The sequence below is a fragment of the Kutzneria sp. 744 genome (assembly GCF_000568255.1).
Lineage (GTDB): Bacteria > Actinomycetota > Actinomycetes > Mycobacteriales > Pseudonocardiaceae > Kutzneria.
In genome coordinates, this window is sequence record NZ_KK037166.1 from 320,312 (window position 1) to 346,542 (window position 26,231).

General features: G+C 69.5%; 21 protein-coding genes and 1 pseudogene. 8 read left to right on the plus strand and 14 right to left on the minus strand.

Annotation, left to right across the window (positions count from 1 at the left end):
• Together KUTG_RS01505 and KUTG_RS01510 are read right to left on the minus strand one after the other, a co-directional pair.
• Positions 1–1,284 (minus strand): serine hydrolase domain-containing protein (locus KUTG_RS01505; protein ID WP_043714357.1); only part of this gene is annotated, 1,284 nt, incomplete at its 3' end.
• A gap of 111 nt (positions 1,285–1,395) precedes the next feature.
• On the minus strand, positions 1,396–2,019 hold the full coding sequence (locus tag KUTG_RS01510; protein WP_043714359.1) for a TetR/AcrR family transcriptional regulator: 624 nt from the start codon (positions 2,017–2,019) through the stop codon (positions 1,396–1,398).
• 211 nt (positions 2,020–2,230) lie between these two features.
• Between KUTG_RS01510 and KUTG_RS01515 the strand changes: the two genes are divergently transcribed.
• Both KUTG_RS01515 and KUTG_RS52740 read left to right on the plus strand, forming a co-directional pair.
• Positions 2,231–3,289 (plus strand): LLM class flavin-dependent oxidoreductase, encoded by a 1,059-nt coding sequence (locus KUTG_RS01515; RefSeq protein ID WP_043714360.1) that lies wholly within the window; start codon positions 2,231–2,233, stop codon positions 3,287–3,289.
• A complete protein-coding gene (locus tag KUTG_RS52740; protein ID WP_052393694.1) occupies positions 3,289–4,143 on the plus strand; it encodes an alpha/beta hydrolase in 855 nt (284 codons plus the stop codon). Before KUTG_RS01515 ends, KUTG_RS52740 begins: the two co-directional genes overlap by 1 nt.
• A gap of 75 nt (positions 4,144–4,218) precedes the next feature.
• On the opposite strand, the gene KUTG_RS01525 is transcribed toward KUTG_RS52740, so the two are convergent.
• The 4 genes from KUTG_RS01525 to KUTG_RS01540 form a co-directional block, all read right to left on the minus strand.
• Positions 4,219–5,625, minus strand: a complete 1,407-nt coding sequence (locus tag KUTG_RS01525; RefSeq protein ID WP_052393695.1) for an NAD(P)/FAD-dependent oxidoreductase — start codon at positions 5,623–5,625, stop codon at positions 4,219–4,221.
• A gap of 236 nt (positions 5,626–5,861) precedes the next feature.
• Complete coding sequence (locus KUTG_RS01530) at positions 5,862–8,204, minus strand: tetratricopeptide repeat protein (protein ID WP_198046960.1); 2,343 nt, start codon at positions 8,202–8,204, stop codon at positions 5,862–5,864.
• Between the two features lie 111 nt (positions 8,205–8,315).
• On the minus strand, positions 8,316–8,777 hold the full coding sequence (locus KUTG_RS01535) for a hypothetical protein (protein ID WP_157494195.1): 462 nt from the start codon (positions 8,775–8,777) through the stop codon (positions 8,316–8,318).
• A gap of 67 nt (positions 8,778–8,844) precedes the next feature.
• The gene (locus KUTG_RS01540; RefSeq protein ID WP_043727897.1) at positions 8,845–9,774 is read right to left on the minus strand and encodes a DUF389 domain-containing protein; all 930 of its coding nucleotides are present in this window, start codon (positions 9,772–9,774) and stop codon (positions 8,845–8,847) included.
• Between the two features lie 63 nt (positions 9,775–9,837).
• On the opposite strand from KUTG_RS01540, the gene KUTG_RS01545 reads away from it, so the two are divergent.
• From KUTG_RS01545 to KUTG_RS01560, 4 genes are all read left to right on the plus strand, one after another.
• Positions 9,838–11,373, plus strand: a complete 1,536-nt coding sequence (locus tag KUTG_RS01545; protein WP_157494197.1) for a molybdopterin-dependent oxidoreductase — start codon at positions 9,838–9,840, stop codon at positions 11,371–11,373.
• A gap of 136 nt (positions 11,374–11,509) precedes the next feature.
• Positions 11,510–12,154, plus strand: a complete 645-nt coding sequence (locus KUTG_RS01550; protein WP_043714364.1) for a fasciclin domain-containing protein — start codon at positions 11,510–11,512, stop codon at positions 12,152–12,154.
• A gap of 135 nt (positions 12,155–12,289) precedes the next feature.
• On the plus strand, positions 12,290–12,907 hold the full coding sequence (locus KUTG_RS01555; protein ID WP_052396505.1) for an RNA polymerase sigma factor: 618 nt from the start codon (positions 12,290–12,292) through the stop codon (positions 12,905–12,907).
• Positions 12,907–13,671, plus strand: a complete 765-nt coding sequence (locus tag KUTG_RS01560; RefSeq protein ID WP_043714366.1) for an anti-sigma factor — start codon at positions 12,907–12,909, stop codon at positions 13,669–13,671. The genes KUTG_RS01555 and KUTG_RS01560 overlap by 1 nt, the downstream gene beginning before the upstream one ends.
• 17 nt (positions 13,672–13,688) lie before the next feature.
• Here the strand turns inward: KUTG_RS01560 and KUTG_RS60555 are convergent.
• The 5 genes and pseudogenes from KUTG_RS60555 to KUTG_RS60560 form a co-directional block, all read right to left on the minus strand.
• A pseudogene (locus KUTG_RS60555) lies at positions 13,689–14,288 on the minus strand (chitinase); the annotation flags it as partial.
• A 395-nt stretch (positions 14,289–14,683) separates the two neighbouring features.
• Positions 14,684–16,159, minus strand: coding sequence for an arabinofuranosidase catalytic domain-containing protein (locus KUTG_RS01570; protein WP_052393701.1), 1,476 nt, complete (start codon positions 16,157–16,159; stop codon positions 14,684–14,686).
• 422 nt (positions 16,160–16,581) lie between these two features.
• Complete coding sequence (locus tag KUTG_RS01575; RefSeq protein WP_043714369.1) at positions 16,582–17,499, minus strand: NADP-dependent oxidoreductase; 918 nt, start codon at positions 17,497–17,499, stop codon at positions 16,582–16,584.
• Positions 17,500–17,615: 116 nt separating this feature from the next.
• A complete protein-coding gene (locus tag KUTG_RS01580; RefSeq protein ID WP_043714371.1) occupies positions 17,616–19,028 on the minus strand; it encodes a MocR-like pyridoxine biosynthesis transcription factor PdxR in 1,413 nt (470 codons plus the stop codon).
• A gap of 34 nt (positions 19,029–19,062) precedes the next feature.
• Positions 19,063–20,106: a cupin domain-containing protein gene (locus KUTG_RS60560; protein WP_198046961.1), complete on the minus strand. Its 1,044-nt coding sequence runs from the start codon at positions 20,104–20,106 to the stop codon at positions 19,063–19,065.
• A gap of 111 nt (positions 20,107–20,217) precedes the next feature.
• On the opposite strand from KUTG_RS60560, the gene KUTG_RS01590 reads away from it, so the two are divergent.
• Positions 20,218–20,868 carry an SDR family NAD(P)-dependent oxidoreductase gene (locus KUTG_RS01590; RefSeq protein WP_084580929.1) on the plus strand — a complete coding sequence of 217 codons (651 nt, stop codon included), beginning with the start codon at positions 20,218–20,220 and terminating at the stop codon, positions 20,866–20,868.
• Positions 20,869–20,894: 26 nt separating this feature from the next.
• Here the strand turns inward: KUTG_RS01590 and istB are convergent, their stop codons facing one another.
• Both istB and istA read right to left on the minus strand, forming a co-directional pair.
• A complete protein-coding gene (istB, locus tag KUTG_RS01595) occupies positions 20,895–21,668 on the minus strand; it encodes an IS21-like element helper ATPase IstB (RefSeq protein WP_043714372.1) in 774 nt (257 codons plus the stop codon).
• On the minus strand, positions 21,665–23,140 hold the full coding sequence (gene istA / locus KUTG_RS01600) for an IS21 family transposase (protein ID WP_043714374.1): 1,476 nt from the start codon (positions 23,138–23,140) through the stop codon (positions 21,665–21,667). Before istA ends, istB begins: the two co-directional genes overlap by 4 nt.
• On the opposite strand from istA, the gene KUTG_RS01605 reads away from it, so the two are divergent.
• The gene (locus KUTG_RS01605; protein WP_084578776.1) at positions 23,139–24,737 is read left to right on the plus strand and encodes an SDR family oxidoreductase; all 1,599 of its coding nucleotides are present in this window, start codon (positions 23,139–23,141) and stop codon (positions 24,735–24,737) included. The genes istA and KUTG_RS01605 overlap by 2 nt on opposite strands.
• Positions 24,738–24,746: 9 nt before the next feature.
• On the opposite strand, the gene KUTG_RS01610 is transcribed toward KUTG_RS01605, so the two are convergent.
• Positions 24,747–25,832, minus strand: a complete 1,086-nt coding sequence (locus tag KUTG_RS01610) for an ankyrin repeat domain-containing protein (RefSeq protein WP_052393703.1) — start codon at positions 25,830–25,832, stop codon at positions 24,747–24,749.
• Positions 25,833–26,231 lie beyond the last annotated feature (399 nt).

Genomic DNA, 26,231 nt, shown 5'->3' on the forward strand with positions numbered 1-26,231 from the left:
GAGCAGGGGGCCGACCTCGGCCACGAGCTCGGCGAGTTCCGCGCGACGTTGCGCCAGCGGGCGGTCGAATTCGACGTTCTCGGCGAAGATCCGGGCGGCCAGCGAATCGTCCCAGTGCCGGACCAGCGAGTCGGCCTGCGCGCGAAGCGCGACAGTCTCCGGCCACAGGGTGGCGGTGGTCGCGGGGGCCTGGTTGTGGTCGAGCACCCGGCCCAGCGCCTCGACGCACAGCGCGCTCGGGTTGCCTCGGTTGCCGTTGGTCAGGACGACCGTGCCGTGCCCCGATTCGGGGTGCCAGGCCATGCAGAGCCAGAAACCGGGCAGGCCGCCGCTGTGGGAGATGACCGTCCCACGGCGCAGGTCGGTCGTGACCCCGAGGCCGAGGGCGTATCCGGTCGAGCTCAGCCGAGCCTGCCCGATACCGGTCAGGCTCAGCGACGGTGGCATGAACACGCGCACGCGCTGCAGGTCCCGCCGGGACAATCGGCTCAACACGGGGCTGTCGTCGGGTCGCTCCGGTCGGAACGCGGAGCCCAGCCAGGTGATCCACCGGGCGAGGTCACGCACCGTGCTCACCAGTCCGCCGGCGCCGAGGAACGCGTCCGAGGTCTGCGGCGGATAGGCGACCCAGTTCCCCTCCGTGTCCAGCGAATAGCCGACGGCGCGCGGCCGGTCGTCGGGCACGGCCGTGTCGCAGAACGTAGACGTCAGGCCCAACGGCCGCAGCAGCTCCTCGGTGACGAACTCCGCCAGGGGCCGGCCGACCGCGCGGCTCAGCGCCAGGCCCGCCATCGTGAAACCGAGGTTGGAGTACTCGAAGACCGCGCCCGGCAGATGGCTGAGCCGCACTCCCTTGGACACCCGGGCCAGGAGGTCCTCGGTGGGGGTGTTGATGAACGGGTCGACCCAGGCGTTGTCCTCGGTGAGGCCGCCACACATGCCCAGGAGCATCTCGATCGTGGGGACGTCCCGCTGGCCATCGGCGAGCACGAATTCCGGGACGTGCTTGGTGATCGGATCGTGCAGGGACAGCCTGCCCTGGTCGCGGGCGATCAGCACGGCACAGGCGACGAAGCTCTTCGTCATCGACGCGATCGGGAAGACCACGTCCGCGTCCGGAACGCGGTCCCGCTCGTCGACCGCGCCGAAGCCGGCCGCGTGCGACAGCCCGTTCCGGTCGGCGACGCCATAGACCAGGGCCCGCGAGTGCCCGGCCGCCGTATGTTGGCCGAGCAGGGCGTCAAGCTCCTTGTGCAGGGGAACCTGGAGCACTTCGTCGGACATCTGCCAACCAACTCCCCACCGCGGACTCGCGGCCGTGTCAGGTCACTTCGCCGCCGACGACGTTACCGAAAAAGGCTCGGTTCCGTCCGCCGCTGTTGACGGCGACCCGTCTCAGTCGTCGGCGGGGCGGCCGGACGTGGGTGCGCTGGTCAGGGCCGGGAGCAGGATCTCGTCGACGAGGGCACGGGCCGTGTCGGGCGTGACGGGGCGGCCGGGCATGAGGAAGCGGAACAGGAGGTAGCCGGGCAGGATGTCCCACAGGTCGGTGTCGATCTTGCTGGGGTGGATCTCGCCGCGGTCGGCCGCCTGACGGAGGATGGCCTGGTTGATCGGGCGCTTCTTCTGCAGGAGAAGCTGTTCGACGACGGCGCTCAGGTGGGGATTGCGGCGCACCTCGATGAGGATCGCGGTGAGGGTGTCGGCCAGGGCGGTGGCCTGGCGGATGAGGAACTCGGCCAGCTGCATGAGGTCGCCGCGCAGGCTGCCCGTGTCGGGCGCGACGACGGTGCGGCTCAGGCTGTGTGAGACGGCGGCGACGACGAGGTCGGCCTTGGTGGGCCAGCGGCGGTAGACGGTGGCCTTGCTGGCCCGCGCCCGGGCGGCGACATCGTCGATGGTGAGCCGGTCAAATCCGTTCTGCTGCAACAGGTCCAGCGTCACGGTCAGCAGCTCCACCTCGCGCTCGGTCCAGCGCGGCGCGGCGGAGTCGGGTTCGATCGCGGACGGTGACGGCATGCGCCGAGATTAACCCCTTGACTGGAGTACGGTCCAGTACCGTACCGTCAGAACGGTCCGGCACCGCACGGCTGGGGCGAGGAGACCGCCATGAGCGATCCGCTGCCGTCGGCGCAGCACGCCGCGGGCATGGAACGGGCCCGCGCGTTCACCGCGATCCCTTCCGGCCACATCTCTTCCCCGGCACCGACCGATCAGAAGGCAGGACGACGTGATCGAAACCTGGGTCTTCTCCTTTCTCAGCGCGGACAGCCTGTCACCGCAGGAGCCGTCCGAGCCGGCGCAGCTGCAGGAGACCTTCGACCGCTATCTGGAGCTGTGGACCAGATGCGACCAGCTCGGGTTGGACGGCCTGGCGTTCGCGGAGCACCACTTCAACCCGATGTGCCTGACCCCGTCACCGCATCTGATGGTGGCGGCGCTCGCCTCCCGCACCAAGAACCTGCGCTTCACGACGCTGGGCAGCGTGCTGCCCCTGCACGACGCTCGTCGTTACGTCGAGGAGGTGGGCATGTTGGACTACCTCACCGGCGGCCGGTTCGAGCCCGGGATCGCGCCGGGCGCGGGCGACCGTGAGGCGGTGGCGGCCGGCATCGCCTCCGAGGAGGTCCGACCGCGCTTCTACAGCGGCGCCGACGTGTTCGCCAAGGCGATCGAGAACCCTGTCGTCACGCAGCACGACGCGTTCTACAACCTGGAGCAGGTCCCCTTGGTTCCGGCGATGCGGCCCGAGACCGGGCGTGCGACCTGGGTGACCGTGATGTCGGCGAATTCCGCGGAGTGGACCGGTCAGCGCGGCTACAAGCTGTGCACCGCCTTCCTTCCGGTCGCGGCCACGGTCCCCCTCGCCGAGGCCTACCGGGCGGCCGCCGATGCCGCCGGCCATCAGGTGGATCCGACCATGCTCGGCCTGCGGCGACGGGTGTTCGTGGCCGAGGCCGACGCGCGGGCCCAGGAGATCCACGAGTCCAGTGTGGACAAGTTCGCCGCCGCGGTCGGCATCCGGGGGCTGGAGACCGCGGACAGCGAGATCCGCCGCCGGATGATGCATCCCGACGACTTCGCCGTGGGCTCCCCCGCCACCGTGGCCGAGAAGCTGATCGAGCAGTGCCGTGCCGGCGGTTACGGCGCGATCATGGCCTGGACCGACTTCGCCCAGTTCACGCACGACGATCTGGTGCGCTCGCACGAACTGCTCGGCCGCGAGGTCGCCCCAGTGCTACGCGCGGCCGCGGTGCGTTCGACCGTCGCCGTATCCAAGGAGCAGTGATGACCGCCCCACAGCCCGAGACCGTCGTCTACGCGCGTGACCTCGCGCTCGACATCTTCCGGCCCAGCACCGAAAACCGCCACTGCGCCGTCCTGCTCTTTCACGGAGGCGGCTGGCGGGGCGGGGCCAAGGAGTTCGTGCACGAGCAAGCAGCAGCCCTTGCCGCTCAAGGATTTACCGCCGTCGCCGTGCAGTACCGCTTACTCGGTGTCGCACCTTGGCCGGCGCAGCTCGACGACGCCGTCGCGGCCTGTGTGTGGGTCCGGGACAACGCCGACACTCTGGACATCGACCCCGCCCGTCTGGTCGTGCAGGGCCACTCCGCCGGCGCTCAGATGGCCCTGCTGACCGGCGCCCTCGACCCGGACGTGCGGCCGGCGGCGATCGTCGCCTACTACCCCGCCATCGGTTTCCACCCTTCGGCGATGCCGGAGCTGACCGGCGACCCGGACGCCCCACGCCTTCCCTCGCTGCCCCTGGATCTGGACGAGATCGGCCGGGTGCCGAGCTGGATGCTGTTCCCGACCGGCGCCACCGCGGCCGAGCTGTCGGCGGCCAGCCCGATCGACCTGCTGCACAAGGACTTCCCGCCGACCATCCTCTTCCACGCCACCGCGGACATCCTGTTCGACGTCCGCTCCAGCGTCGCCCTGCACCAGCGCCTCACCGCCCTCGACGTGTCGGCCGAGTTGCACGTCTACGCCGACCGGAACCACGGATTCGACCGCGCGCCGTCCATGGCCCGGGCCACCGTCGCGGCGACGACCTCGTTCCTGGAACGCATGGTCACCCACCGCGAGGACAGCGCGGCCGAGGCCGGCCAGTACGGCTTCCCACCCGTCCCCCAGCCCTGACCATCACCGCCGGCTGCGAGCCGCCAGGAAGTGATCGGCGCGCTCGCAGCCGGGCGACAACGAGAACCGCCTGCGTCACTGGTCGTCCTCGATGCGCTCCAGGCGGAGCTTCGGGCTGGTGACCAGCCGGAAGTGCGCGGATTCGGCGTCGCGCAACGGGTTCTCCAGCACCGACGTGAAGTCGGGCATCGGCGTGCCGTCGGTGCCGCCGACCGCGCGCAGCTGCACCATGAGGGCTTCGTCGCGCAGCCGCTCGGTGAGCACCCTCGTCGAGGAGTCGGTGGCCTCGCGCAGGTCGGACAGGCCGGCGATGATCTCGGCGAACGACCGCGTGGACAGGCCGCCCACCGCGGCCTGCCGGATGTCGTCGCCGATCAGACGGTCGGATGTGCGAAAGAAGCCGTCCTTGCCGAGGTACCGCTCGTACATCACGCTGACCAGCGCGAACAGGCGGGTGTAGGCACGGCGGTAGGCGAACTCGTAGAACAGCAGCCCCTCGTCCTCGGTCACATCGCCCCAGTCGATGGAGATGATGCTCGCGGCGGCCGTGAGACCGCTGTACAGCGCCAGATGCACGCCGGTGGACAGCAGCGGGTCCAGGAAACACGCGGCGTCGCCGACGATCGCGAAACCCGGGCCGCAGAACCGATCCGCGATGTAGGAGTAGTCGGTCTCGACGCGCACCTCACCCACGTGCTCGGCGTCGTACAGCAGGCCCCGCATCGTCGGCGATGCGCGCAGGAGCCGGTGGTAGAGGTCCTCCGGCTGCTCGCCGGCCGCACGGTCCCGGTTGAACGCATCCTTCGTGGTGACGTAGCCGAGGCTGGTTCGCCCGCCGGACAACGGGATCGCCCAGTACCAGCCCTCGTCCGAGGAGACGATGTTGATGCCGCCGCTCGGTGTGTCCGGCAGCGCCGTCACGCCGGTCCAGTAGCTCCACATCGCGATGTTGCGCAGGTTCTGCAGCGAGCGCCGGTCACGGAAGTGGCGCGAGCTCAGCACTCCGTTGCGGCCGGAAGCGTCCACCAGGAAGTCGAAGTCGTCGACAACGTACTCGGCGCCGTCCTTCGGCCGGCAGTGCACGGCCCTGGGCCGTTTCCCGTCGAATTCGACGCTGGTCACGGACACGCCGGTACGCACCGAAACCCCGCTGTCCCTTGCATGTCCGAGCAGCAGGTCGTCGAACACACCGCGGTCCACCTGCCAGGACCGCGCGCCGACCTGCTTGCCCCAGTCGAACACCCAGTTGTCCGAATCCCACTGGATTACGCCGCCGTGTTTGATGACGAAGCCGTGGGCATCGATCTTCTCGGCCACGCCGACGGCCTCCAGCACCGCACGGCACGACGGCGTCAGCGACTCCCCGATGTGGTAACGCGGAAACTCGTCCGCCTCGACGAGCTCCACCTCCAGTCCCGCCCGGGCGAGCGCAGTTGCCGTCACACTGCCGGCCGGACCGCCGCCGATCACCAACACCTTCACGCGGATCTCCTGATGCCATGGGGAAATCAGTGGATTCGCGATCGAGGCTACGTTCGCGCGGCGCACCCCGGGACAGCCGCGGCACCCGGCACCGCGTTCCTTGCCCGTTTGGATCCGCACCCGTCTTTTCGGGCTGTCCTCAGCGCATTTCCGCCACGGTCATGTATCCAAACCATCCATTGTGGACATTGGGCCACCCGGCGGTCGCTTGTCGGCCATATGATGCATTTCGCCGGTCACCGGGTGCGCTGCGGATGCGTGCCGCTCGCCCATAAATCCGGGACCGGCGCCGTTCGGGAGGCCGGTGAACGGTGCTGGCCTCGTCGTCTGCTGGCGGCTTCGGGCACCTCGACCTCGTCCGTGTGGAGGTGGCGCCGAAGCCGCTCGGCCTCCTCGGTCCGGTGCTGGGCCTGGTAGAGCTCGATGGCCTCGCCCCACACGGCGTGCGCGTCGACGAGCCGGTTCAGGGCGTGGTAGGGATGGCCGAGCGCCTCCAGGGTGCCGGCCAGTTGGTAGACGTCACCGAGGCCACGGAGCAGCGCGACCGACTGCCGGTAGTGCGCAATGGCATCGGCATGACGGCCGAGGTGGTGGTCGATGTAGCCGAGGCTGTCCAGGACGATGGCCTCGCTGTCCTCGTCGTGCAGAAGTCGTTGCAGCGTCAGTGCTTGCTGGCAGTACTCCCACGCCCGGTCGAAGTCACCGAGCTTGGCGGCGTACCAACCGACCGAGTTGAGCGCGGCCGCCTCCCACTGCGGTGTCTGAAGGTCCTGGTAGATCTCCAAGGCCTGCACGGCATGCCAGTACGCCTGCCGATCCTGCCCGGCCCGTCCCAGCACGTAGGTGAACATCTGATGCACGTAGGCCAGTTCCTCCGGCTTCCCACGGCCTTCGGCGAGGGTGAGGGCCAGCCGGAGGTGCTCCAACGCGACCTCGGGCTGGCCGTGACGGACCAGCGCGAGTCCCGACAGGCGGCGCATTTCGATGAGGGCCGAGGTGTCGCCGAGCCGTTCGGCCGCAGCGAGGCCGAGCTCCGTGACGGCGACATCGTCCACGAGATAGCTGTGCCGGTAGTGGAAACGGTTCACACTCCACGCCAACTGCCACACCACGTCGTCCCAACCAACCGCGACGGCCGAGCGCTGCGCGGCGAGCAGACACGCGTGCTCGGCGCCGAACCAGGCCATGACGGCGCTGTCGTCCGGCAGTGCCAGGGGAACGACACCATCCGTCAGCGGCGGAAGGCTGATCGAGTGCCGGTGCGGCGACAGCTGTCGGTCGCCGGCAAACGCGGTGTGCAGGTAGAACTCGGCGAGCCGACGCAGCGCGGCATCACGGTCCTCCATGGACAGACAGTGGTCCGCCTGCTCGATGGCTAGTTCGCGAACGAGGTCGTGCATCGAGTGCCGGTCGCCCGGCTGCCGGTCGATCAGCGAGGATTCCTCCAACTCACGCAACACCTTCCTCAGTCGAGGCAGGGGCAGGCCGGTGAGACTGGTCGCGGCGGGCAGGCCGATGTCCGGCCCGGGGGCGATGCCCAGCAGGGCGAACACCTTGCGCTGCTCGGTGGTCAGAGCGCGCATCGACCAGGACAACACCGACGGCACGCTGGCCGCCGGATCATCGTCGTCCAACGCGTCCAGACCGGACTCACGCAATTCCGCGGCGAACTCCGCCAGTGGGATCCGCGGCCGGGTCTGAGCACGGCCGGCCACGATGGCCAAGGCCAGGGGGTACCGCCCGCACAATGCGATCAGCTGCGCCACCGCGTCGGGTTCGGCGGCGACGCGCTGCTCGCCCAGCCGCAGGGCGAGCAGCGCATGGGCGTCGTCCTCGCCCAAGGCACCCAACGACAGGTGGTGCGCGCCGTGCCGGAGCAGCAGTGCCGTGAGGGTCTTCCTGCTGGTCGCCAGCACGGCACAGGTCGGTGTCCCGGGCAACAGCGGTATGACCTGGTCGGCGGTGGCGGCGTTGTCGAGGATGATCAGCATTCGCCGGCCGGCGACCAGGCTCCGGTACAGAGCGATCTGGCCGTCCAGGGTGGTCGGCACCCTGCTGGCGTCGACGCCGAGGGCGTCGAGGAAGCCGCGCACCGCGGTCGCCGCGTCGAGGGGATCGGGGTCGGGAGTGAAGCCCTGGAGATCGACGAACAACTGGCCGTCCGGGAAGCGCTCGGCCTGAGTGTGGGCCCAGTGCGACGCCAGCCAGGTCTTGCCGATGCCCCCGGCCCCGACCACGACACGGATCTCGCTGTCGCCTGCCCCGTCCAGCTCGGCGAGTTCGGCGTCACGGCCGGCGAACCCGGGCGAGGGCGGCGGAAGCTGCCGGGGCATCGGGCGCGTGCTCGACGGCGGCGTCTCGGTCGAGCCGAGCCCGGCCAGCTGCTCCCGCTCGTGCGGCGCCAGCTCCAGCGCGTCCGCCAGCTGCCGCAGCGAGGTGCGTCGAGGATTGCTTCGCGTTCCGGTCTCCAGCCCGCGGATCGTGCGGATCGAGACACCTGACTTCTCGGCCAGGGCCTCCTGGGTCAGGCCCGCACGCAGACGGAACTGCTTGAGCGTCACGTTCTCCTTCTCCTCCACGCCGGCCCCCACCGTCAGTGCATCCGCGTGTGCTGACAGTAGCGCCCAGGCCGGCAACATATGGCCGGTTCGTGGCCCGCCGACCCCATCAGAGCAACGAGCGGCTGCGTACTAGCGGTTCAAGCCCCGCGACAGCCGGACCGAGTGCCTCGGCGCTTCCCACCGATCGGGGGCCGGATGGCGGACACCGTCTTCGTGGAACCAGAGCCGCAGGAAGCTCAGCGCGAGCACGACCCCGGTCCCGGTGACGAGGACCAGCGCCCCCAGCAGCGGCGAGCCGGCGGAGATGTCCCCCATCGGGTGGACCATGCCCAGCACGCCGAGCGTGGCCAGCACGCCGCCGAGCGAGGCCAGCGTGAGCCAGCGGCGGCGCAGCGCGGACGTGCGCGCCGTGCCATAAACGATCAAGGTCACCTCGTCGCCGCAGAAACCGCAGGTGACGGTCCGCTCGACGGAGCCAGCCCGCTCGGGACGGCGGATCTCGATGGGGTACGCCATCAGGCTGCTGGCGGTGACATGCCGCTCAATCGTGTGACACAGCCGCGCGCCGGGGAAGTCGCTGGTCACGGCCATCATCGCCTCCCCTCCGCGCGCCGTCACAAGGCATTCGTCCGTGGCGCGGAATCCGGTTCACCGGCATCTATGCGCGGAGCGGACGATCATGACCCGCGCGCCGGCGGCTGATCAGCAGCACCACGGCGGCCGCCAGGACGATGCCGAGCATGTTCACCACCAGCTGGACCAGCGAACCCACGCACCGGTCCCACTCGCCCACCACCGCCGCGACCACGGCGTATCCGGCCGCGGGCACCGTCGTCACCGACACGAACACCCCGACCAGCGCCGCCGACTTCGCCGAGGTCATGGCCAGCATCCCGGCCGCCCCCGCCAGCAGCGCCACGATCAGCGAGTAGGGACCGACCTGGTAGACGAACTCGACCTGATGGGCCGCGAGCACGGTGTTGCGGTCGAACAGCCCAGCCAGTCCGGCCAGCACCGTGACGCCGGCCGTCACCAGCATCGCCAGCGGGAATCCGACACCGAGCGCGACGCCCGCCCGCCGCAACAGATCCGTGCGCCGCCGCACCAGACCCACCGCGATCGCCGCCAGCGGCCCGAACTCCGGCCCCACGATCATCGCCCCGACGATGGTCACCGCCGAGTTCGTGACCACGCCGACCGAGGCCAGCACGCATGCCAGCGTCAGGAAGGACTGGAAGGTCACGCTCGGCTTGGACTCCTCGCCGGTCTTGGCCAGCAGCTCCTCCCACACCATGGCGTCCGCGCCGTCGCCCGGCGCCGCCAGCTCGGCCCGATCCGCCGCGTCCGACAACACGGTGTCGATCGTCTCCAGCGTGATGCCGCCGACATGGTCGAGGTCCAGGGCGCACAACGCGGCCACCACCTCGTCGACGGCCTCCCTGGCCACCGCCGCATCGACCACGTCACCCGGCGGCGCTATCGCGGCGTCCCGCAGCAACACGATGTGTGTGACGCCCGGCTGCGCACGCAGCACGTCAAGGGCTATGTCGGTCTGTCCATGAGGGACGATCAACCTGAGGTGCAGCACCCCCGAACCGTACCGGGCGGATCGGCCGTGAACCGATCGGTCGCCCATCGACGAACGGGGGACATGAACCAACGCTCCCCGCTGCTGCCGGTGACGGTCGCGATGGTCGTCGGCGTGCTCGGGGTCGGCGCCGCGCTGGCGGTCGGAGATCTGGTCGCGGCGTTCGTCGATCCCGACTCCTCCCCCTTCCTCGCGGTCGGCAACACCGCGATCGACCTGACCCCGTTGCCGCTCAAGGACTTCGCCGTCCGCACCTTCGGCACGTACGACAAGCTCGTGCTGCTGGCCGGCATGGGCGTGTTCCTGCTGGTCGCGGCCACGGCGGCCGGTGTGCTGTCCCGCCGCCGGCCGCTGCCGGGAACCGTGCTCGCCGTGCTGCTGGGCCTGCTCGGTGTGGTGGCGGTTCTCGTCCGACCGAACCTCACACCGGTCGCCGTGGTGGCGCCGGCGGCCAGTCTTGTCGCCGGTGTGGCGGTGTTCCGCGGGCTGCACCGGCTGGCCGGCGGGGCGGACGCCGATGGCCCGTCGACGTCCGGACGTCGAGCGTTCCTGCTCGGGTCGCTCGGGACGCTCGTCGGCATCGGCCTGGCCGGCGCCGGCGGCCGGTTGCTGGTCGGCCGGGTGGACGTGGAGGGCTCCCGGGCCAAGGTCACCCAGATGCTGGACAACCACAAGCAGCCGACGGTGCCGACCGGCGCGGACTTCGCCTCGGACGGCACGCCCACGTTCCTCACCCCGAACGACAAGTTCTACCGCGTGGACACCGCGCTGTCGGTTCCTCAGCTGCGGGCCGAGGATTGGACGCTGCGGGTGCACGGCCTGGTCGAGCGCGAGCTGAACCTCACCTTCGCCGACGTCATGGCGATGAACCTGGTGACCCGGACGATCACCATGACCTGTGTGTCCAATGAGGTCGGCGGACCGTACGTCTCCACGGCGAACTTCACCGGCGTGCTGCTGCGCGATCTGCTGGCCGTAGCCGGCGTCAAGGCGGGCGCGGACCAGGTCCTGTCGTCCAGTGTGGACGGATACAGCGCGGGCAGCCCCGTGTCGTCGGTGCTGGATCCGCGTCGGGACGCGATGCTGGCCGTCGGCATGAACGGCCAGGCTCTGCCGCCCGAGCACGGTTTTCCGGCACGACTGGTGGTGCCCGGCATCTACGGCTACGCCTCGGCGACCAAGTGGCTCAAGGACATCGAGCTCACCACGTTCGCCGCGAAGAAGCAGTACTGGGTGCCGCGCGGGTACCGCGAACGTGCACCGGTCAAGACCGAGGCACGCATAGACATGCCGCAGGGCCTGCAATCCCTGCCCGGCGGCAGAGTTGTGGTGGCCGGGATCGCCTGGGCGCAGACCAAGGGCATCGCCAAGGTCGAGCTACAGATGGACGGCGGGCCGTGGCAGGAGGCAGATCTCGCCGTGACCGTCAACGCCGAGACCTGGCGGATGTGGCGCAAGGTCTACGACCTGAAACCGGGCACCCACACGGTGATCAGCCGTGCCACGGACACAGGCGGCTACACCCAGACCCGTGACCGGGTCGGCCCGATCCCCGACGGCGCCACCGGCTGGCACACGATTGTCTTCACCACCAGCTGATCTCACGCCGTGACCGAAGCGTTACCCACGGGATCGAACCGCGAACGCGGCGAGTTCCGAACACAGGGCAGACACCAGATGATGCTCCCCGAACGGCCGGGGCATCGACAATCCATCTATTCTGGAGTGATTCCGCATGCGCACCTTCCCTCGCGTCGCCGCCACCGCCGTCATCGCGGCCGCCGGCATTTCCCTTGCCGCCTGCGGCAACGGCTCGAACTCCACCGCCTCGGGCGGCAGCACCACCACCTCGGCCATGCCGACCACCACGATGTCCACTTCGGACGGAATCACCAAGACCAGCGACACCTTCGGCCCGGCCTGCGGCCAGATTCCCGCCGACGGCAAGGGCTCCCTCAACGGCATGGCGTCCGACCCGGTCGCCACCGCCGCCAGCAACAACCCACTGCTGACCAAGCTCGTCGCCGCCGTCGGCGCCGCCAACCTGGGCGACACGCTGAACTCACAGAAGGCGATCACCGTGTTCGCGCCGTACGACCCGGCCTTCGACGCGCTGGGCGCGGACAAGTTCGCCGCGCTGGCCAAGGACCCGGCCACCCTCGCGCCGATCCTGCAGTACCACGTGCTGCCCACCCGCATGGACGCCGACGGCCTCATCGCCGCCGGGTCGGAGAAGACGTTGCAGGGCGCCGACGTGAAGATCACCGGCGACAAGAGCTCCGGCATGATGGTCAACGGCGCGAAGGTGCTGTGCGGCAACATCCCCACCGGCAACGCCACCGTCTTCGTCATCGACAAGGTCCTCACCCCGGGCAGCTGAACATCGCCCCCAGCGAAGGCCCCGGCGCACCCACGCCGGGGTCTTCGCGTTGCCGCACAAGGCAATTCACGAGTGCGTAGGGATCGACCGAACCGGATTGCCGGGCAGGACCGAACACGTGAGGTGACGATCAGCATGGACGCCGAGTCGACCACCGGGAGCCGGGCCGCCGACGCGGACCTGGTGACGGCCGTGGCCGCCGGCGACCAGGACGCGTTCGCGGCCCTCTACGACCGGTACTGCCGCCAGGCCTACTCCCTGGCCCGGCGGGTCTGCGTCGACCCCGAGTACGCCGAGGAAGCCGTGCAGGAGGCGTTTCTCGCCTTCTGGCGGGAGCCGGGCCGGTTCGACCCGGACCGGGGCGGCTTCGCCGGCTGGCTGCTCACGCTCGTGCACCATCGGTCGGTCGACGTCGTGCGGCGGCAAGCCGTGCACCGCAAACGCAACCTGCTCGGCGGCGACGAGATCACCGCCCAGGCCCTGCCGGCCGAGCCCGGCGCGGACGAGAAGGCGATGAGCCGGGTGGTCGGCGGCCTGGTCCGCAAGGCCCTCGGCCAGCTGTCGGCCGACCAGCGGCAGGTCATCGCCCTGGCCTATCTCGGCGGCTACACCCAGACCGAGGTCTCCTCGATCACCGGGCTGCCGTTGGGCACGGTCAAGTCACGGACCTTCGCGGGCATGAAACACCTGCGCTCCCTGCTGTCCACCCTGTCCGGCGGTCGGCGTCATGAGAACTGGATGGAGGTGCAGTGATGGACGCGGTCCGCGAACACGGGCGCTGTGCCCACCGGGAGAACGCGGTGGGCTGGGCGCTGTACGCGCTGGGGCTCGACGAGGAACACGCCCTTCGCGCGCACCTCCAGACCTGCGCGGAATGCCGGGCGACCGTTCGGGAGGCCGAGCAGGTCGCCGCCTTGATGGGCCACGCCGTCCCGCAGCACGAACCGCCCTCGGCCCTGCGCGCACGCCTGATGGTCGCGATCAACGACACGCCCCGAGCGCCACGGCCTTTGTCGCTCGACCTCGCCCGCCAGAAACGGCAACGGCGCGGCCGTGGGCTGCTGGCCGCTGCCGCGGCCGTCGTGGTCGTGCTCGGCGGCGTGACCACCGTGCTCGGCGTGCAGGTCAGCCAACTCAACCACCAGCAGCAGGCCCAGGCCGCCGGCGACGCCATGGTCCAGTCCATCGTCGCCGACCCGACGGCGAAGCGGGCCGTGCTGACCAACTCCGCCGGCAAGCCCACCGCGATGCTGATCACCAGCGCGTCCGGCTCGGTCGTGGTGCCGCTCGGCCTCACGCCGAACGGCCGCAACCAGCAGTACGTGGCGTGGGGCCTGCACGACGCCGCCGGTCCCAGCGCCCTGGCCTCGTTCGACGTCCCCGCCGACAGCCTCCGGCCCATCGTCGTCGACGTCCCGGCCTCGGCCCGCGGCCTGGCCCGGTTCGCGATCTCCTTGGAACCGGGCCGGGTCATGCCCCAGAAGCCGACCGACGTGATTGCCAGCGGCTCGGCCTGAGCGGGGTCGTCCGCGATCCGGTTGTAGTTGTCGACCCGGCTCTGGACCTGGGCCGGATTGCGGCCGTCGCACTCGAGACTGCCGTTGATGCTGCGGATGGTCCGCCCGAAGCCGGCGCCGTTGACCATCGCGTTGTGCCCGGTCATGCTGCCGGGACCGGTCTGCGTCATCCAGTACCAGAGGCCGGTCTTCCACGAGATCGCGGAGTCCTGCTCGACCAGGTGCGGGTTGCCCAGCAGGTTGATGCCCAGCGCGTCGCCGGCCGCCTGGTAGTTGAAGTTCCAGCTGAGCTGGATCGGGCCGCGGCCGTAGTAGGCGAAGGTGCCGGCCGGGCAGCCGTAGGACTGGCTGGCGTCGCAGTGGTTGCCGGACTTGTCGATCTCCGTGACGTAGACCAGGTTCCCGGTCTCATGGGCCACGTTGGCCAGGAACGCCGCGGCTTCCTGCTTCTTCACGGTGTCGCTGCCGGTGGTGGCGAACGCCGGGCAGGCGCTCATCGCCGAGACCAGCCCGCTGTAGGTGTAGAAGCCGTTCCGGCCGGGGAACAGCGAGTTGAACTGCGACTCGCTGACGACAAAACCACCGCCGCCACCCCCGCCGCTGCCCGGGGCGTTCCACTTCTGGTTGTCGACGCACTTGCCGGCGATGCCGGTGATCGAGCCCGTGGCCGCTTGCGCCGGCAGGGCTGGCAGGACGACCGTGGCGATGACGGCGGCCGCGCCGGCGAGCGCCCGCCTGGCCACGGCGGTCGTTTCGTCGCGGAGGCCCGCGACCTCACGTCTGACAGCGACGCGTTGTCCCCGAACGACTCCAGCACCACCCGCAGTTGCTGCCGATGGCAACAACGCACCTGCCCGGAAACGGGCCCGGGCACAACGGGGCCTTAACTGTCCACACTGGACGAACGACGGCAAAGGCGCTGCGCGATCTGGTGACCGAGCTTCCGAAGGCCGCGGACCTCGACGTTCGTTGGTAGCGAGCCGCCGAGGTCCCGCCGGCCGTGGCAGAGCCGTCAGTGGGTGATGAGGTCGAACTCCTCCCACGGGCCGACCGCCGTGCGGTTGGCGATCAGCGCCGAGGCGCCGGCGTTCTCCGCGGTGACGAGGTGCTGGTTGTTGTACGCGCGCAGGGTCACGCTGCCGTCGGGGTTGTGCAGCAGGTAGAAGGTCTCCCAGGGCCCGGGGCCGCCACGGTTGGCGATCAGCGGCGCAGAGCCGTTGCTCTCCGCGGTGACCCAGTTGTTGTCCGAGTGCGCCCGCAGACCGATGGTGCCATCGGTGTCGGTGAACATGTCGAAGGTCTCGGCCGGGCCAACGGTGGTGGCATCCGCGATCAACGAGGTGGTGTTGTTGGGCGCGTCGACGTATTTGCCGTTGGCGTGGGCCCGGAAACTCACCACGGACGTGCTGCGGTGGAACGTGGTGGTGTTGTTGGCGTAGCCGGCCGCGACCAGGTCGGCCTGCACCGCGCTCTCGGTGGCGTCGGAGGGGAAGCCGGCCGTGACCGCGCCTTCGAAGAACTCACCCTTGCCCAAGGTGCTGTTGTCGCCGCCGGTGCCCAGCTCGATGGAGGGCTGCACCTTCATCGGGTTGTAGCCGTTGGGCAGGGCACCCGCGTACGAGGTGGTCAACCCGCCGGACTGGCCGTTGCCGTACTTGAGCGTGAAGTTCGTGGTGCCGTTGTTCTTCTCCCAGGCCGAGACGAACATGCCGGTCTCGCTCTGGATGTTCGTGGGGTTCCGGCCGTTGTCGCTGAAGTACATGCCGTTCTCGAGGTCGCCGCCGACCCAGGGCCCCGGACCGGTGCAGCCGCCGACCCAGCACGCGGATCCGTAGTAGATCGCGTTCATGGTGGCGTTGCCGTCGTCGGAGTCGTTGGTCTCGGCCGAACCGAAGTCGAAGCAGCAGGAACCGCTGGTGAGCTGGGACGAGGTCATCATGTACATGCCCTCGGGCTGCGCGCCGGTGGGCACGTTGCGGGCGGCGTTGTTGCGGTATCCGGTGCCGATGTCGTTGACCAGCACGCCGTACGCCGGCTGGCCGCCGATCGTCACGGGCAGCGCCATCGCGTTCGCGCCGATGTCCGCGCCGTTCGGGCCGGGCCCGTTGAGCCCGCCCGAGCAACCCGCGCAGGACGTGCCCGGGGAGATGGGCATGTGGTTGGCGTTGGCGGTCTGGTCGTAGAGCTGAGTGATGGTGCAGGTCGTGCCGGCGCAGAAGGAGACCTGCGGCGCGGAGTTCACCACACCGCCGGCCGAGCGCAGTCCGACGTTCACCGTGCCGCCGTCCGAGGCGCGCTTGATCTGGTACAGCGGGCCGCCGTAGGACGCGAACAGCGCTCGCGTGGTGCTGTAGGCCGCCACGCACGGCGTGCCGCCGGACGCGTAGATGTCGCAAGCCTTTTGCGTCGCCGCAGCAGCGGTCTGAGTGGTCGTCAGGCCGATTACCGGCAGGGCCAACGCCAGCAGCAGCGCGATCAGCAGCCGCATGCGCCGTCGGAGTGTGGGCAGGGCGTGCACGAAAACCTCCGTCGTCGTTGTCGGGAGTCATCGGGACAGCGCTTCGCGGCGGTCAGCAGCCGCGCGAGCAGGGTGAGCGCCCTCCCTGTGGTGCAGCGCATGTTCGACCGGCTTTAGACCTAAGTCAAGAGGATCACCGGCGTTTTGCCCCGACATTGAACGACATACGAAACAAACCCTGCGACGGATTTCCAGGAAACCGACAACACAAGACGTTGTTTTGCGTAAAACCAGCGCAAAAGCGCCGCATCGACCGGCGGCGCGAACTGCTCAACGTGGTGAACACCGCGGCGCATGAGGCCGGCCACGCCTTGGCCAGCTGCCTACGTTGGCCGGCCTCGGCGCGGCCGCGCTGCTGTGGCCTTGACTTGCCGAGGATCGCGTCGCCGTCCTCACGGGCGAACGCGGATGATCGTCTTCCCCCTGACCCGCTCCGTCGGGTTGAAGGCGGCGACGGCATCGTCGAGGCTCGCGACGTTGCCGATGAGTGTTCGCAGTCGACAGTCCCGCACCCGCTGCGCGATCTCACCCAGCTGGGCGCGGTCGGCCTCGACGACGAAGTCGATCGCCAGGCCGTCGGCGGGTCGAGTCTCGGGCGGGCCGGCGATGGTCACCAGGGTTCCTCCGGCTCGGATCAGGCCCACGGACCGCTTCTGAACCTCTCCGCCGAAAACGTCGAACACCAGATCGACGCCGCCGACGTCTTCCAACCTGTCGTTCTCGAGGTCGACGAAGTCGTGCGCGCCGAAGCCGAGCGCGGTCTCCCGGTCGGCGGCACGTCCGGTGCCTATGACATGGGCGCCGGCTTCGCGGGCCAGCTGCGTCACCACCGAACCGACTCCACCGGCCGCGCCGTGCACCAGGACGCTCTGCCCCATCTGAAGGCGGCCGTGCACGAACAATCCCTGCCACGCGGTCAGACCCGAGATCGGAAGGCTCGCGCCGACCGTGAAGTCGATGTCGCCGGGCAGCGGCGCGAGATTGCGCGCCTCGACGGCCACGTACTCGGCCAGGGTGCCGTCACGCGTCCAGTCCGTGAGGCCGAACACCCGCTGCCCCACCGACAGACCCGTTGTGCCATAACCGAGAGCGCTGACCACGCCGGCCAGCTCGTGCCCGGGAATCGACGGCGTCCGATCACGCTCGAGGCGGTCGGTCCAGGTCGTGTCCCACTCCAGCTCCCCCGGAGTGAACCCCGACGCGTGAACCTCAACCAGCACATCGTTTCCCGCCGCCGCGGGCTGCGGTCGTTCCGCCAGCGTCATCCCGGCCGTTCCCGCGGCCTGATCCGACACCACAATCGCCTTCATCCGGCACCTTCCCGCATCGCCCCTCGGACCCGGTGGTCCAGTTCCCTGACGCTAACCCGGTTTCCGCCCGGAATCTGGGTCCACTTGGCATCCTGGAACGGGAACCAATCGTGGCGTCACCGCAGCGCGCGAACCAACGCGTCGAGCGCGCCCGACCAGCCGCTGGGGGAAGGCGCGGCGAATCCGATGGCCACGCCGTCACGGTCCGATGTGGACTCGGGGTGTCGGAAGAGGTCGAGGGGCTCGATCACCAGCTGCTCGCGAGCGGCGCGGCGCACGAGTTCGACGCCGGTCCGGCCGAGCTGTTCGCGCACGATGTGCAGCCCGGCGGACATCCCGGTCACCCGCGCGGTGGGTGAGTGCCGGCCGATCGTCTCGACCAGCTGCTGGCGCCGGCGGCGGTACTGCGAGCGCATCGCGCGGATGTGCCGGTCGTACGCCCCCGACTCGATGAACTCGGTCATCGCCAACTGGTTGACGAACCCGACGGTCTCCTCGGTTTCCCCCTTCTGCCCGACGACCGAGCCGAGGACGTGGTCCGGCAGGACGAGCCAGCCGAGGCGCAGTCCCGGCGCCAGCGACTTGCTCGCGGTGCCCATGTAGACCACGTGGTCGTGATCGAGGCACTGCAACGCGCCCACGGGAGACCGGTCGTAGCGGAACTCGCCGTCGTAGTCGTCCTCGATTATCAGCGTGCCCCGCCGCCGCGCCCAGTCGACGACCGCCGCCCGCCGGTCGGAATGCAGCGCCACCCCCAGGGGAAAATGGTGCGACGGCGTCAGCAGAACCGCTCCCGGGATCGGCGCCTGATCGAGCGTCGACAGGTCGGCGCCGTCCGCGTCCACCGGGATCGGGACCGCGTCGAGCCCCGCGTTCACCAACGCCTCGCGCTGGGTCTGCAGGCCGAACTCCTCGACCGCCACCGTGGTGACCCCGGCCCTCGCCAGCGCCGCGGCCACGAGCCGCAAGCCCTCCGCGGCCCCGCTGCACACCACCACATTGTCCGCCCGCGCACGCAGTCCCCGGGCGCGGGCCAGATACCGGGCGACGGCCTCACGCAGTTCACTCCGGCCGTGTGGATCGGTGTACCCGAACGCGTCGAACGGTGCCGTGCTCACCGTCCGCTTCACCGCCCGAATCCATTCGTCGCGCGGGAACGACGACAGATCCGGCTGCCCGGGCCGGAGATTGTGCACCAGCTGCGGGCGGGCCGCGGGCGGGCGCGGCCGTTCCCGTTCGCCCGCCGGTTCCGCCGAACGCTGCGCCACTTCGGTGCCGGAACCGTGCACCCCGGTGAGCCATCCTTCGTTGATCAGCTCCGAGTACACGCGGACCACGGTGTTGCGGCCCAACCCGAGGTCGGTCGCCAGTACCCGGCTCGACGGCAGCCGCGTCCCCGGCGCCAACCGCCCGCTGCGGATCGCCTCCCGGAAGGCATCCATGAGCCCCGCTCGCACATTGCGGCCGATATGGCCCAGATGCAGGTCGAGGCCGGAGGTCCGGGTGCCGCCGGCCGCTTGCTCGGTCATGTCGGACAACGATACGGATCGGTCGAATCGCGACTCACGAGTGAGGATCGTTGGCCTGGAGCGGGTCTCCGGTGGTGGAGACGTAGACGACCAGCAGCTTGGCCCGTTCGGTCGCACTGGGATTCGCGGCGACGACGTGGTGTGCGCCCGGCTGCTCGAACCAGTTCTCGCCCTGGTGGTACGTGGTCGCGGGTTTTTCGTCGACCTGGCTTCGCACAGCACCTTGCAGCACGTAGGCGTACACGAAAGCCTGACCGTGCCGGTGCGGCGGCGCCGCCGCGCCCGGCGGGAAGTCCACGATCTGCGACGTGAACGTCTTGCCCTCGGCGTTCGGAAGGGCCTGCTGGAGCAGGACACTCACCTGAGGCGGCGCCGAGCTGGCCGCGGCTGTCGCCGGCATGCTTCCGTTGGCGGAGCCGCAGGCAGTGACGCCGGCCAGCGCGGCAATGGCCACAACACGACCAACGATCTGTGACCCGGCCGTTCGCTTCCTGTCGAGAATTCTGTCGACGCTGAGGGCGAACGTGTCCACGGGCGCGAGCGCCAGTAGGAGGGCGGCGGCCGCGGCGGCGGGGACGGAGTTGCTCAGCGGCGCTTCCCAGCCCAGGAACAGCCCCATCGACAGCGCGAACCAGAGCAGCAGCGCCGTGGCGGCCCAGGCCGACCAGCGCACGAGGACGCCGGCCAGCAATGCCAGGCCCAGCAACGATTCCGCGGCGGTCGCGCCCCACGCGGCGGCGCCTTGCAGGCCGTCGGGCAGGTACGGCGAGAGCTGGTGCGTATAGGCGGTGTACGCGGCGAAATCGCCCCACCCGACCTGCCCGGTGTGCGATGGGCCCCACAAGCCGAACCGATCGGCGAGGGCCGAAAGGAACCCGGCGGCCAATGCGAGCCGCGCAAACACAGTGGCGACCGACCACACCCGCTCTCGCTGGGCGACGGCCTTCAAGGACAGCTCCCCCGAATGTTTCCCCTTCGCCCATTGGCCATCGGTGACCCTGGCGTTTTCGACAGGCAACATGGCGCCAAAACTAGACCGGTTTCGACTGGGAACCTGGGTCCACTTGCCGTCCGGCAACGGGGACCAATCCGGTGGTTCCCGTTACCGCCGGCCAAGTGGCCCCAGGTTGCGGATCGAAGGCGGGTTAGCGTCGACCGACTCGGTTATGACCACAGTGGAGTGATCACCATGTCGGCACGTACAGCCCTGATCACCGGCGGCACCAGCGGGTTCGGGAAGGCGACCGCCGAGCTTCTGCACAGTCGCGGCTACCGCGTTGCCGTCACCGGACAACGTCCGGAGGGCGTCGCCCGGGCGCGGGCAGAGCTGCCCGAGGATGTCCTGGTCCTACCGGCCGACGCACGATCGCTCGCGGAGACCGACAAGGTCGTGTCCGAAGTCGGAGCACGATTCGGGAGTCTGACGACGCTGTTTCTCAACGCCGGCGTCAGCCGTCCGATGACGCTGGCCACCGCCGACGAAGCCGCCTACGACGAGGTGTTCTCCGTCAACACCAAAGGCCAGTTCTTCACGCTGGCCAAGGCACTGCCGCTACTGACCGAGGGCGCTTCGGTCATTGTCACCGTCGGCATCGGGGCGACCCGCAGTCTGACCGGAAACAGCGTCACGGCCGGGTCGCACGGCGCGTTTCTGGGCATGATCCCGACACTTGCCCTCGAATTGGCGCCCCGCCGCATCCGAATCAACGCGATCAGCCCGGGATTCACCGACACACCCATGTGTCAACGGACACGAACAGCTCCGGCTGGACGGACTTCCGACCGCCGGGTGGACGGACTTCCGACCGCCGGGTGGGCGGACAACAGAACTCCAGGCTGATGGACACCAGTTCTCCGGACGGGCGGTCAAGCCAACGCAACCACCCCCTTACCGGCCAGCGCCTCGGCCAGCCGGTGAGAGTCGCCCTTGGTGGTGACCAGATGAGCGTGATGTAGCAGCCGATCGACTGTCGCGGTGGCCAACGTCTTGGGCATGATCGAATCGAATCCCGACGGGTGCAGGTTGCTGGTCACCGCGATCGAGCGGCGCTCGTAGGCGGCATCGATGATCCGGTAGAACGCCTCGGCGGCGTCCTGCCCAGCGGGCAGCATCCCGATGTCGTCGACCACGATCAGATCGCAGCCGCAGATCCGGGAGATCGTCCGGGCCACCGACCCGTCGACCTTGGCCTTGCCGATCGCGGCGGTCAGCGTCTCCAGGGTGAACCAGGCCACCCGCATATCCTGCTCGATCGCGGCGTGCCCGAGGGCCTCGACGAAGTGCGACTTGCTCGTCCCCGATGGCCCGGCCAACGCCAGATTCTCATGCCTGCCAAGCCATTCCAGGGTCATCAGGGACTGCTGGGTGGCCTCGGCGATCGAGGACTCCTCCGGCCGCCAGGAAGAGAATGTCTTGCCCGTGGGGAAGTTCGCGGCCTTGCGCCGCATCCGCCTGGTCGCGCAGTTGCGGCCGGTGACCTCCTCAGCCAGCAGGACCCGGACCACCTCGGCGGGATCCCAGCGCTGCGCGCGAGCCGTCGCCAGGATGTCGGGTGCGGCCTTGCGCAGGTAGGGCAACCGCATGCGGCGCAGGACGCGGTCGAGGTCCTCGGGCAGCTCGGGCGCCTTGGGGCCGCTCATGATCCGAACCTTTCCCAGCCAGTGGTGCCCGGTTGGGCGGAGTGGTTCTCGTCGATCACCACGACCTCCCCGATCGCAGCGCCGGCGGTGGCCAGATGATCCAGGATCGAGGCCAGGTCGTCCTCGCCGAACCGGCCCGCGAACGCGGCCAGCCCCAACGCCTCGTCCACCTCGCCCGTGCCCAGGACCGCGGCCAACTCGATCGCGCGGGTCATCTTCGCCCTGATCCGCGTGACCCCGGTCGCGCCGGCCTCCACCAGCCAACGTCGAGCGCCCTCGCCCAGAGCGAGGAAGCCGATCTCCAACTCGGTGCGCGGTCTGATCCTCGGCTCGCGTGGGAACGCTTGGCCGGGGTGGTGAGGATAGTGGGCCTGACAGATCCTCGGGTTGCCCGGCGTCGACAGCTCGTGGCGGGCGATCTCGACCAGGCCGTGCTCGACGCGGGCGGTGATCACCAGCTCGTCGCCGGCAACCCGGCACCAGACCTTGCTGCCCTGATGCCCGTCGGGTGTCGAGTAGCGCACCGACCCGAACCGGATCGTTTGGTCGATGTCGACCAGGCGCTCCTCGCCCAAGGCGATCGCATGGGGCTCGGCGGGCAGGACATGCAGGTAGGCGTGTTCGGCGGCCAGCCGGGTGACCGGGGCGGCCGCGGTCTCCCGGTGAGCGCGGCCGTTGACCCGCTCGCACCAGCTGACGCAGGCCTCGACCAGGTCGGTGAACGAGTTGTAGGCGGGCAGCAGGTTCGCGGCCGTGGGCACCAAGTCGGCCTTGGCGATCTTGACGGTGTGCTCGGCACCGCCCTTGGACTCCGGATCGAACGGCTCGCAGGTCTCGACCTTGCAGCCGTAGTGCCGACCGGCCGCGACCATCTCAGGATGGCGGATCGGGACCCCGGCGATACGGTCCATCGTCACGGTCTTCGCGTTGTCGGTGAGCAGATACGTTGGTGCGCCGCCGATCCGACGCAGCACAGTGTCCAAACAGGACACCAGACTGCCCAGGGTCTGGTCCCAGGAGGGCAACACGACCCGGAACCGCGACCAGGACAGCCAGGCGCAGAACAACTGGGTGCGCCGGCCGCCGACGCGGGGGCCTTCACCCCAGTCAAACTGCAACCACATACCCGGCTCGGGCACCCAGGGCCGGTACTTGCGCCGGTGACCGGCCTTGAACGCCGTCTTGCTCTCCGCGACCGCGCGGCGGGTGGACCGGTCGGTGCCGGTGAAGCCCATCGTGACCAGGCGTTGGTGCACCACGTCGGCGCGGATGCGGCCCTGGGAGTCCTCCACCATCTCTTCGATCTTGTCCAGGAACGGGTCGATCAACCGGGCACGTCGGGACCGCTGGAACGGGTCATGACCACTGTCACGCAACGTGACATATCGGGTGACTGTCTTCTCGTCCACCCCGGCCAGATGCGCTGCGGAGTGAGCGCACCTCGTTCGGTCGAACGCTTCGAGAATCTCCATGATTTCCCTGTCAGACTTGGTCAAGGAGTCCCTCCGGGTCGGGGTCTGGGCTTGGGTGCTTTGGACGGCATCCGAAGCCAACCCCGACCGGAGGGGTTCCGCCTGTTATGGCTGTTCAGGTACTTCTTCCGGAGATTTCGTGTCCGCCAGGCCGGCGGTCTGGTGTCCGTCTACCCGGACCGATCTGTCCGCCTACCCGGATCTTGCCGTGTCCGCCGGCACCATGACACGGACCTCACTCCGCGCACAATCCGACGACGTCGCGGCGGTGATGGCGGCCATTGCGGAGAAGAACCCGTTCGGCCGTCTTGGCGTGCCGGAGGACATGGCCCGGACCGTCGCATTCCTGGCTTCCGACGACGCCGCGTACATCACTGGGCAGGAGATCATGGTCGCCGGGGGCGGGGGGGCTGGCCATCTGACCGAACTATCGGCGATCGACCGACACGTCATGACACCCGAATCCCGATTCCGGCTCGTCCCGATGACTCCGCGCGACCCGCACGAGGCCGGACGGGCCGCGTCCACGCTGGAGCTGTTCTTCGACCTCGTCTTCGTCGTCGCCGTGAGCACCGCCGCCGCGCAGCTGCACCACGGGCTCAGCGAAGGGCACGCGCTCGACGCGATCGCCAATTACGGCTTCGTGTTCTTCGGAATCTGGTGGGCCTGGATGAACTTCACCTGGTTCGCCACCTCCTTCGACACCGACGACTGGCTGTACCGGGTGCTCACCATCCTGCAGATGGGTGGCGTGCTCGTCTTCGCCTCGGGCATCGGCCCCGCCTTCGGGGAACACGACTACTCAGTGCTCGTCATCGCCTACGTCGTCATGCGCGGGGCACTCGTCGCACAGTGGCTCCGCGCGTCCCGGCTGTCAGGGCCCACGCGCCGAGCAACACTCATCTACGCGACCGGCATCGCACTGGTCCAAGTCCTGTGGCTCGCCTCCCTGCTGCTTCCCTCCGGGGTGTTCACCGTCGCGTTGATCGTGCTCATCGCCGCGGAACTGATCGTGCCGATCGTCGCCGAGCGCACCGGGACCACGCCCTGGCATCCACACCACATCACCGAACGCTACGGCCTGTTCACCCTCATCCTCCTCGGTGAGAGCCTGCTCGCGTCCGCCAACGCGATCATCGAGGCCCAGCGGGACGTCGAGTCGCCCGGCCGGCTCATCGGCATCGCCGCACTCACGCTCATCGCCACGGCGGCCCTGTGGTGGATCTACTTCTGGCCGCCGCACCACCACGCCATCAGGGACGTCGCGAGTTCCCTGGCCTACGTGTACGGGCACTTCTTCGTCTTCGCCGCCGCCGGCGCGTTCTCCGCCGGCATCGAGATCGAGACCGACGTCCTCACCGGGCACACCGCACTGCCTTACGCGTCCTTCGCCTACACAATCCCCCTCGCCGTCTTCGTCCTCGGCATCTGGGCCCTGGCGATCAGGCCCCACGCCGACCGCGTCGTCAACACCGCGCTGCCTTTGGCCGCGCTCCTCGTCCTCATCGACCCCCTCATCCCGGTCCCCTTCGCCCTCACGGCTGTGATCCTCGCTGGGGCCGTCGTCGTGCTCGTCTGGCGGCGGGTTCGGGCGTGACCTCTGGGATCAGCGCGTGTGGGCTTCCAGCAGTCTGACCACGGCCGGGCTGCCCGCGGGCCGGCCGGCGGAGGGGTGGTGGTAACCGGCTGCGCCGAGCGCGGTGGCACCGTGCACCGGCTCCCTGACCGACAGATCCGGCTGTTTGGCGAGCAGGTACTCGACGATGTCGGCCCGGCCGTGGCTGGCCGCGTAGATCAGCGCGTACTCCAGCGTCCGGGCCGGGTCGAACACGGCACCACGGTGGTTGACCCGCTCGATCGGACGCGGGCGGACGGCCTCCGCGTTCGTACCGAAGTAGCCGGCCACCTGCGCCAAGTCGCCAGCCACCGCAGCGAAGACCAGGTTGTCCACCCGCGCGCCGCAGCCCACCAGCCGCCGCACGCTGTCCGTGTAGCCCCAGCTGATCGCGGTCCACAACGGGGCGCCGTCGGCGTCGGGTCCGTCCGGGGATGCGCCACCGTTGCAGAGCGCCTCGACCAGATCGGCCTGCACCCCGGCGTCGGCCGGCGGGGCGGACGAGACCAACAGCTCCAACGGAGTGCTCCACCGCCCGCCGTAGGTTTCACACCGCGCGTTCGGGTCCGCCCCGGCAGCCAACAGCATCCGCGTGACCTCCACGGCGTTGTCGGGCGAATGCTGCCGGTTGTGCTCGATCCCGTTGGCGGCCACATGATGCAACAGCGTCGCATGGTGCGGGTACGTCGAACGCGTCGCACTCAGCGCCGGCCGCTGCGCCAGCAGTGTCCGCAGCGTGTCGACGTCGCCGGTCACCACGGCATCGGCCGTCGCCTCGAAACCTCGGTCGACCAGGTCGGCGCCGTGCTCCGTCGCGTCCGCCCAGTCCCGGTATCCGTGCTCGTGGGCCACCAGCAGCCGAGCGTCCTCGATCGGCAGCGGCGTGGCGAAGATCCGCTCGTCGGTCCCGTCGGCCATGCCGTGCCCACGGAGCAACCGGGCCACCACGGCACGACGGCGGCCGTGGGCCTGCCGCACCAACTCGGCCTGATGTTCCAGGGTGTCCCGCACCGTCAGCCGGGTATCGGCCGCCGGCGGCAGGCCGAGCAGGTCAAGACCGACGCCGACCGCGCTCACAACGGCCGATTCTATGCCGCACCTCGCTCAACCGATGCGGCCAGGCCCTGGGCTCGGCACTGGCCGGCGGGCCCGCCGTTCGGATATCAACAGAAACCAGCAACTGGTGGCGATCAACCACACCGTCACAGCACACAACGTGAGACGTCATCACCTATACCCACCAGTGAGGCAGTCCCCACTTCCCAGTCCCGACTTCTCAACTCCCCGACCCCGCACCCCTCACGAACCAACGCCCCCGCACCCCTCCCGGTGCCGCGGTGCTGATGGCCTGGCCACCAACCCAACCCTCCGACGCCAACCACCCCAACCGCCGCTGCCGCGCCGGTCTCACCCCGCTCCCGAACCCCTGAAGCACCCCGCCCGCACCCGCCTCCCATATCCCACCCACCCACCCTC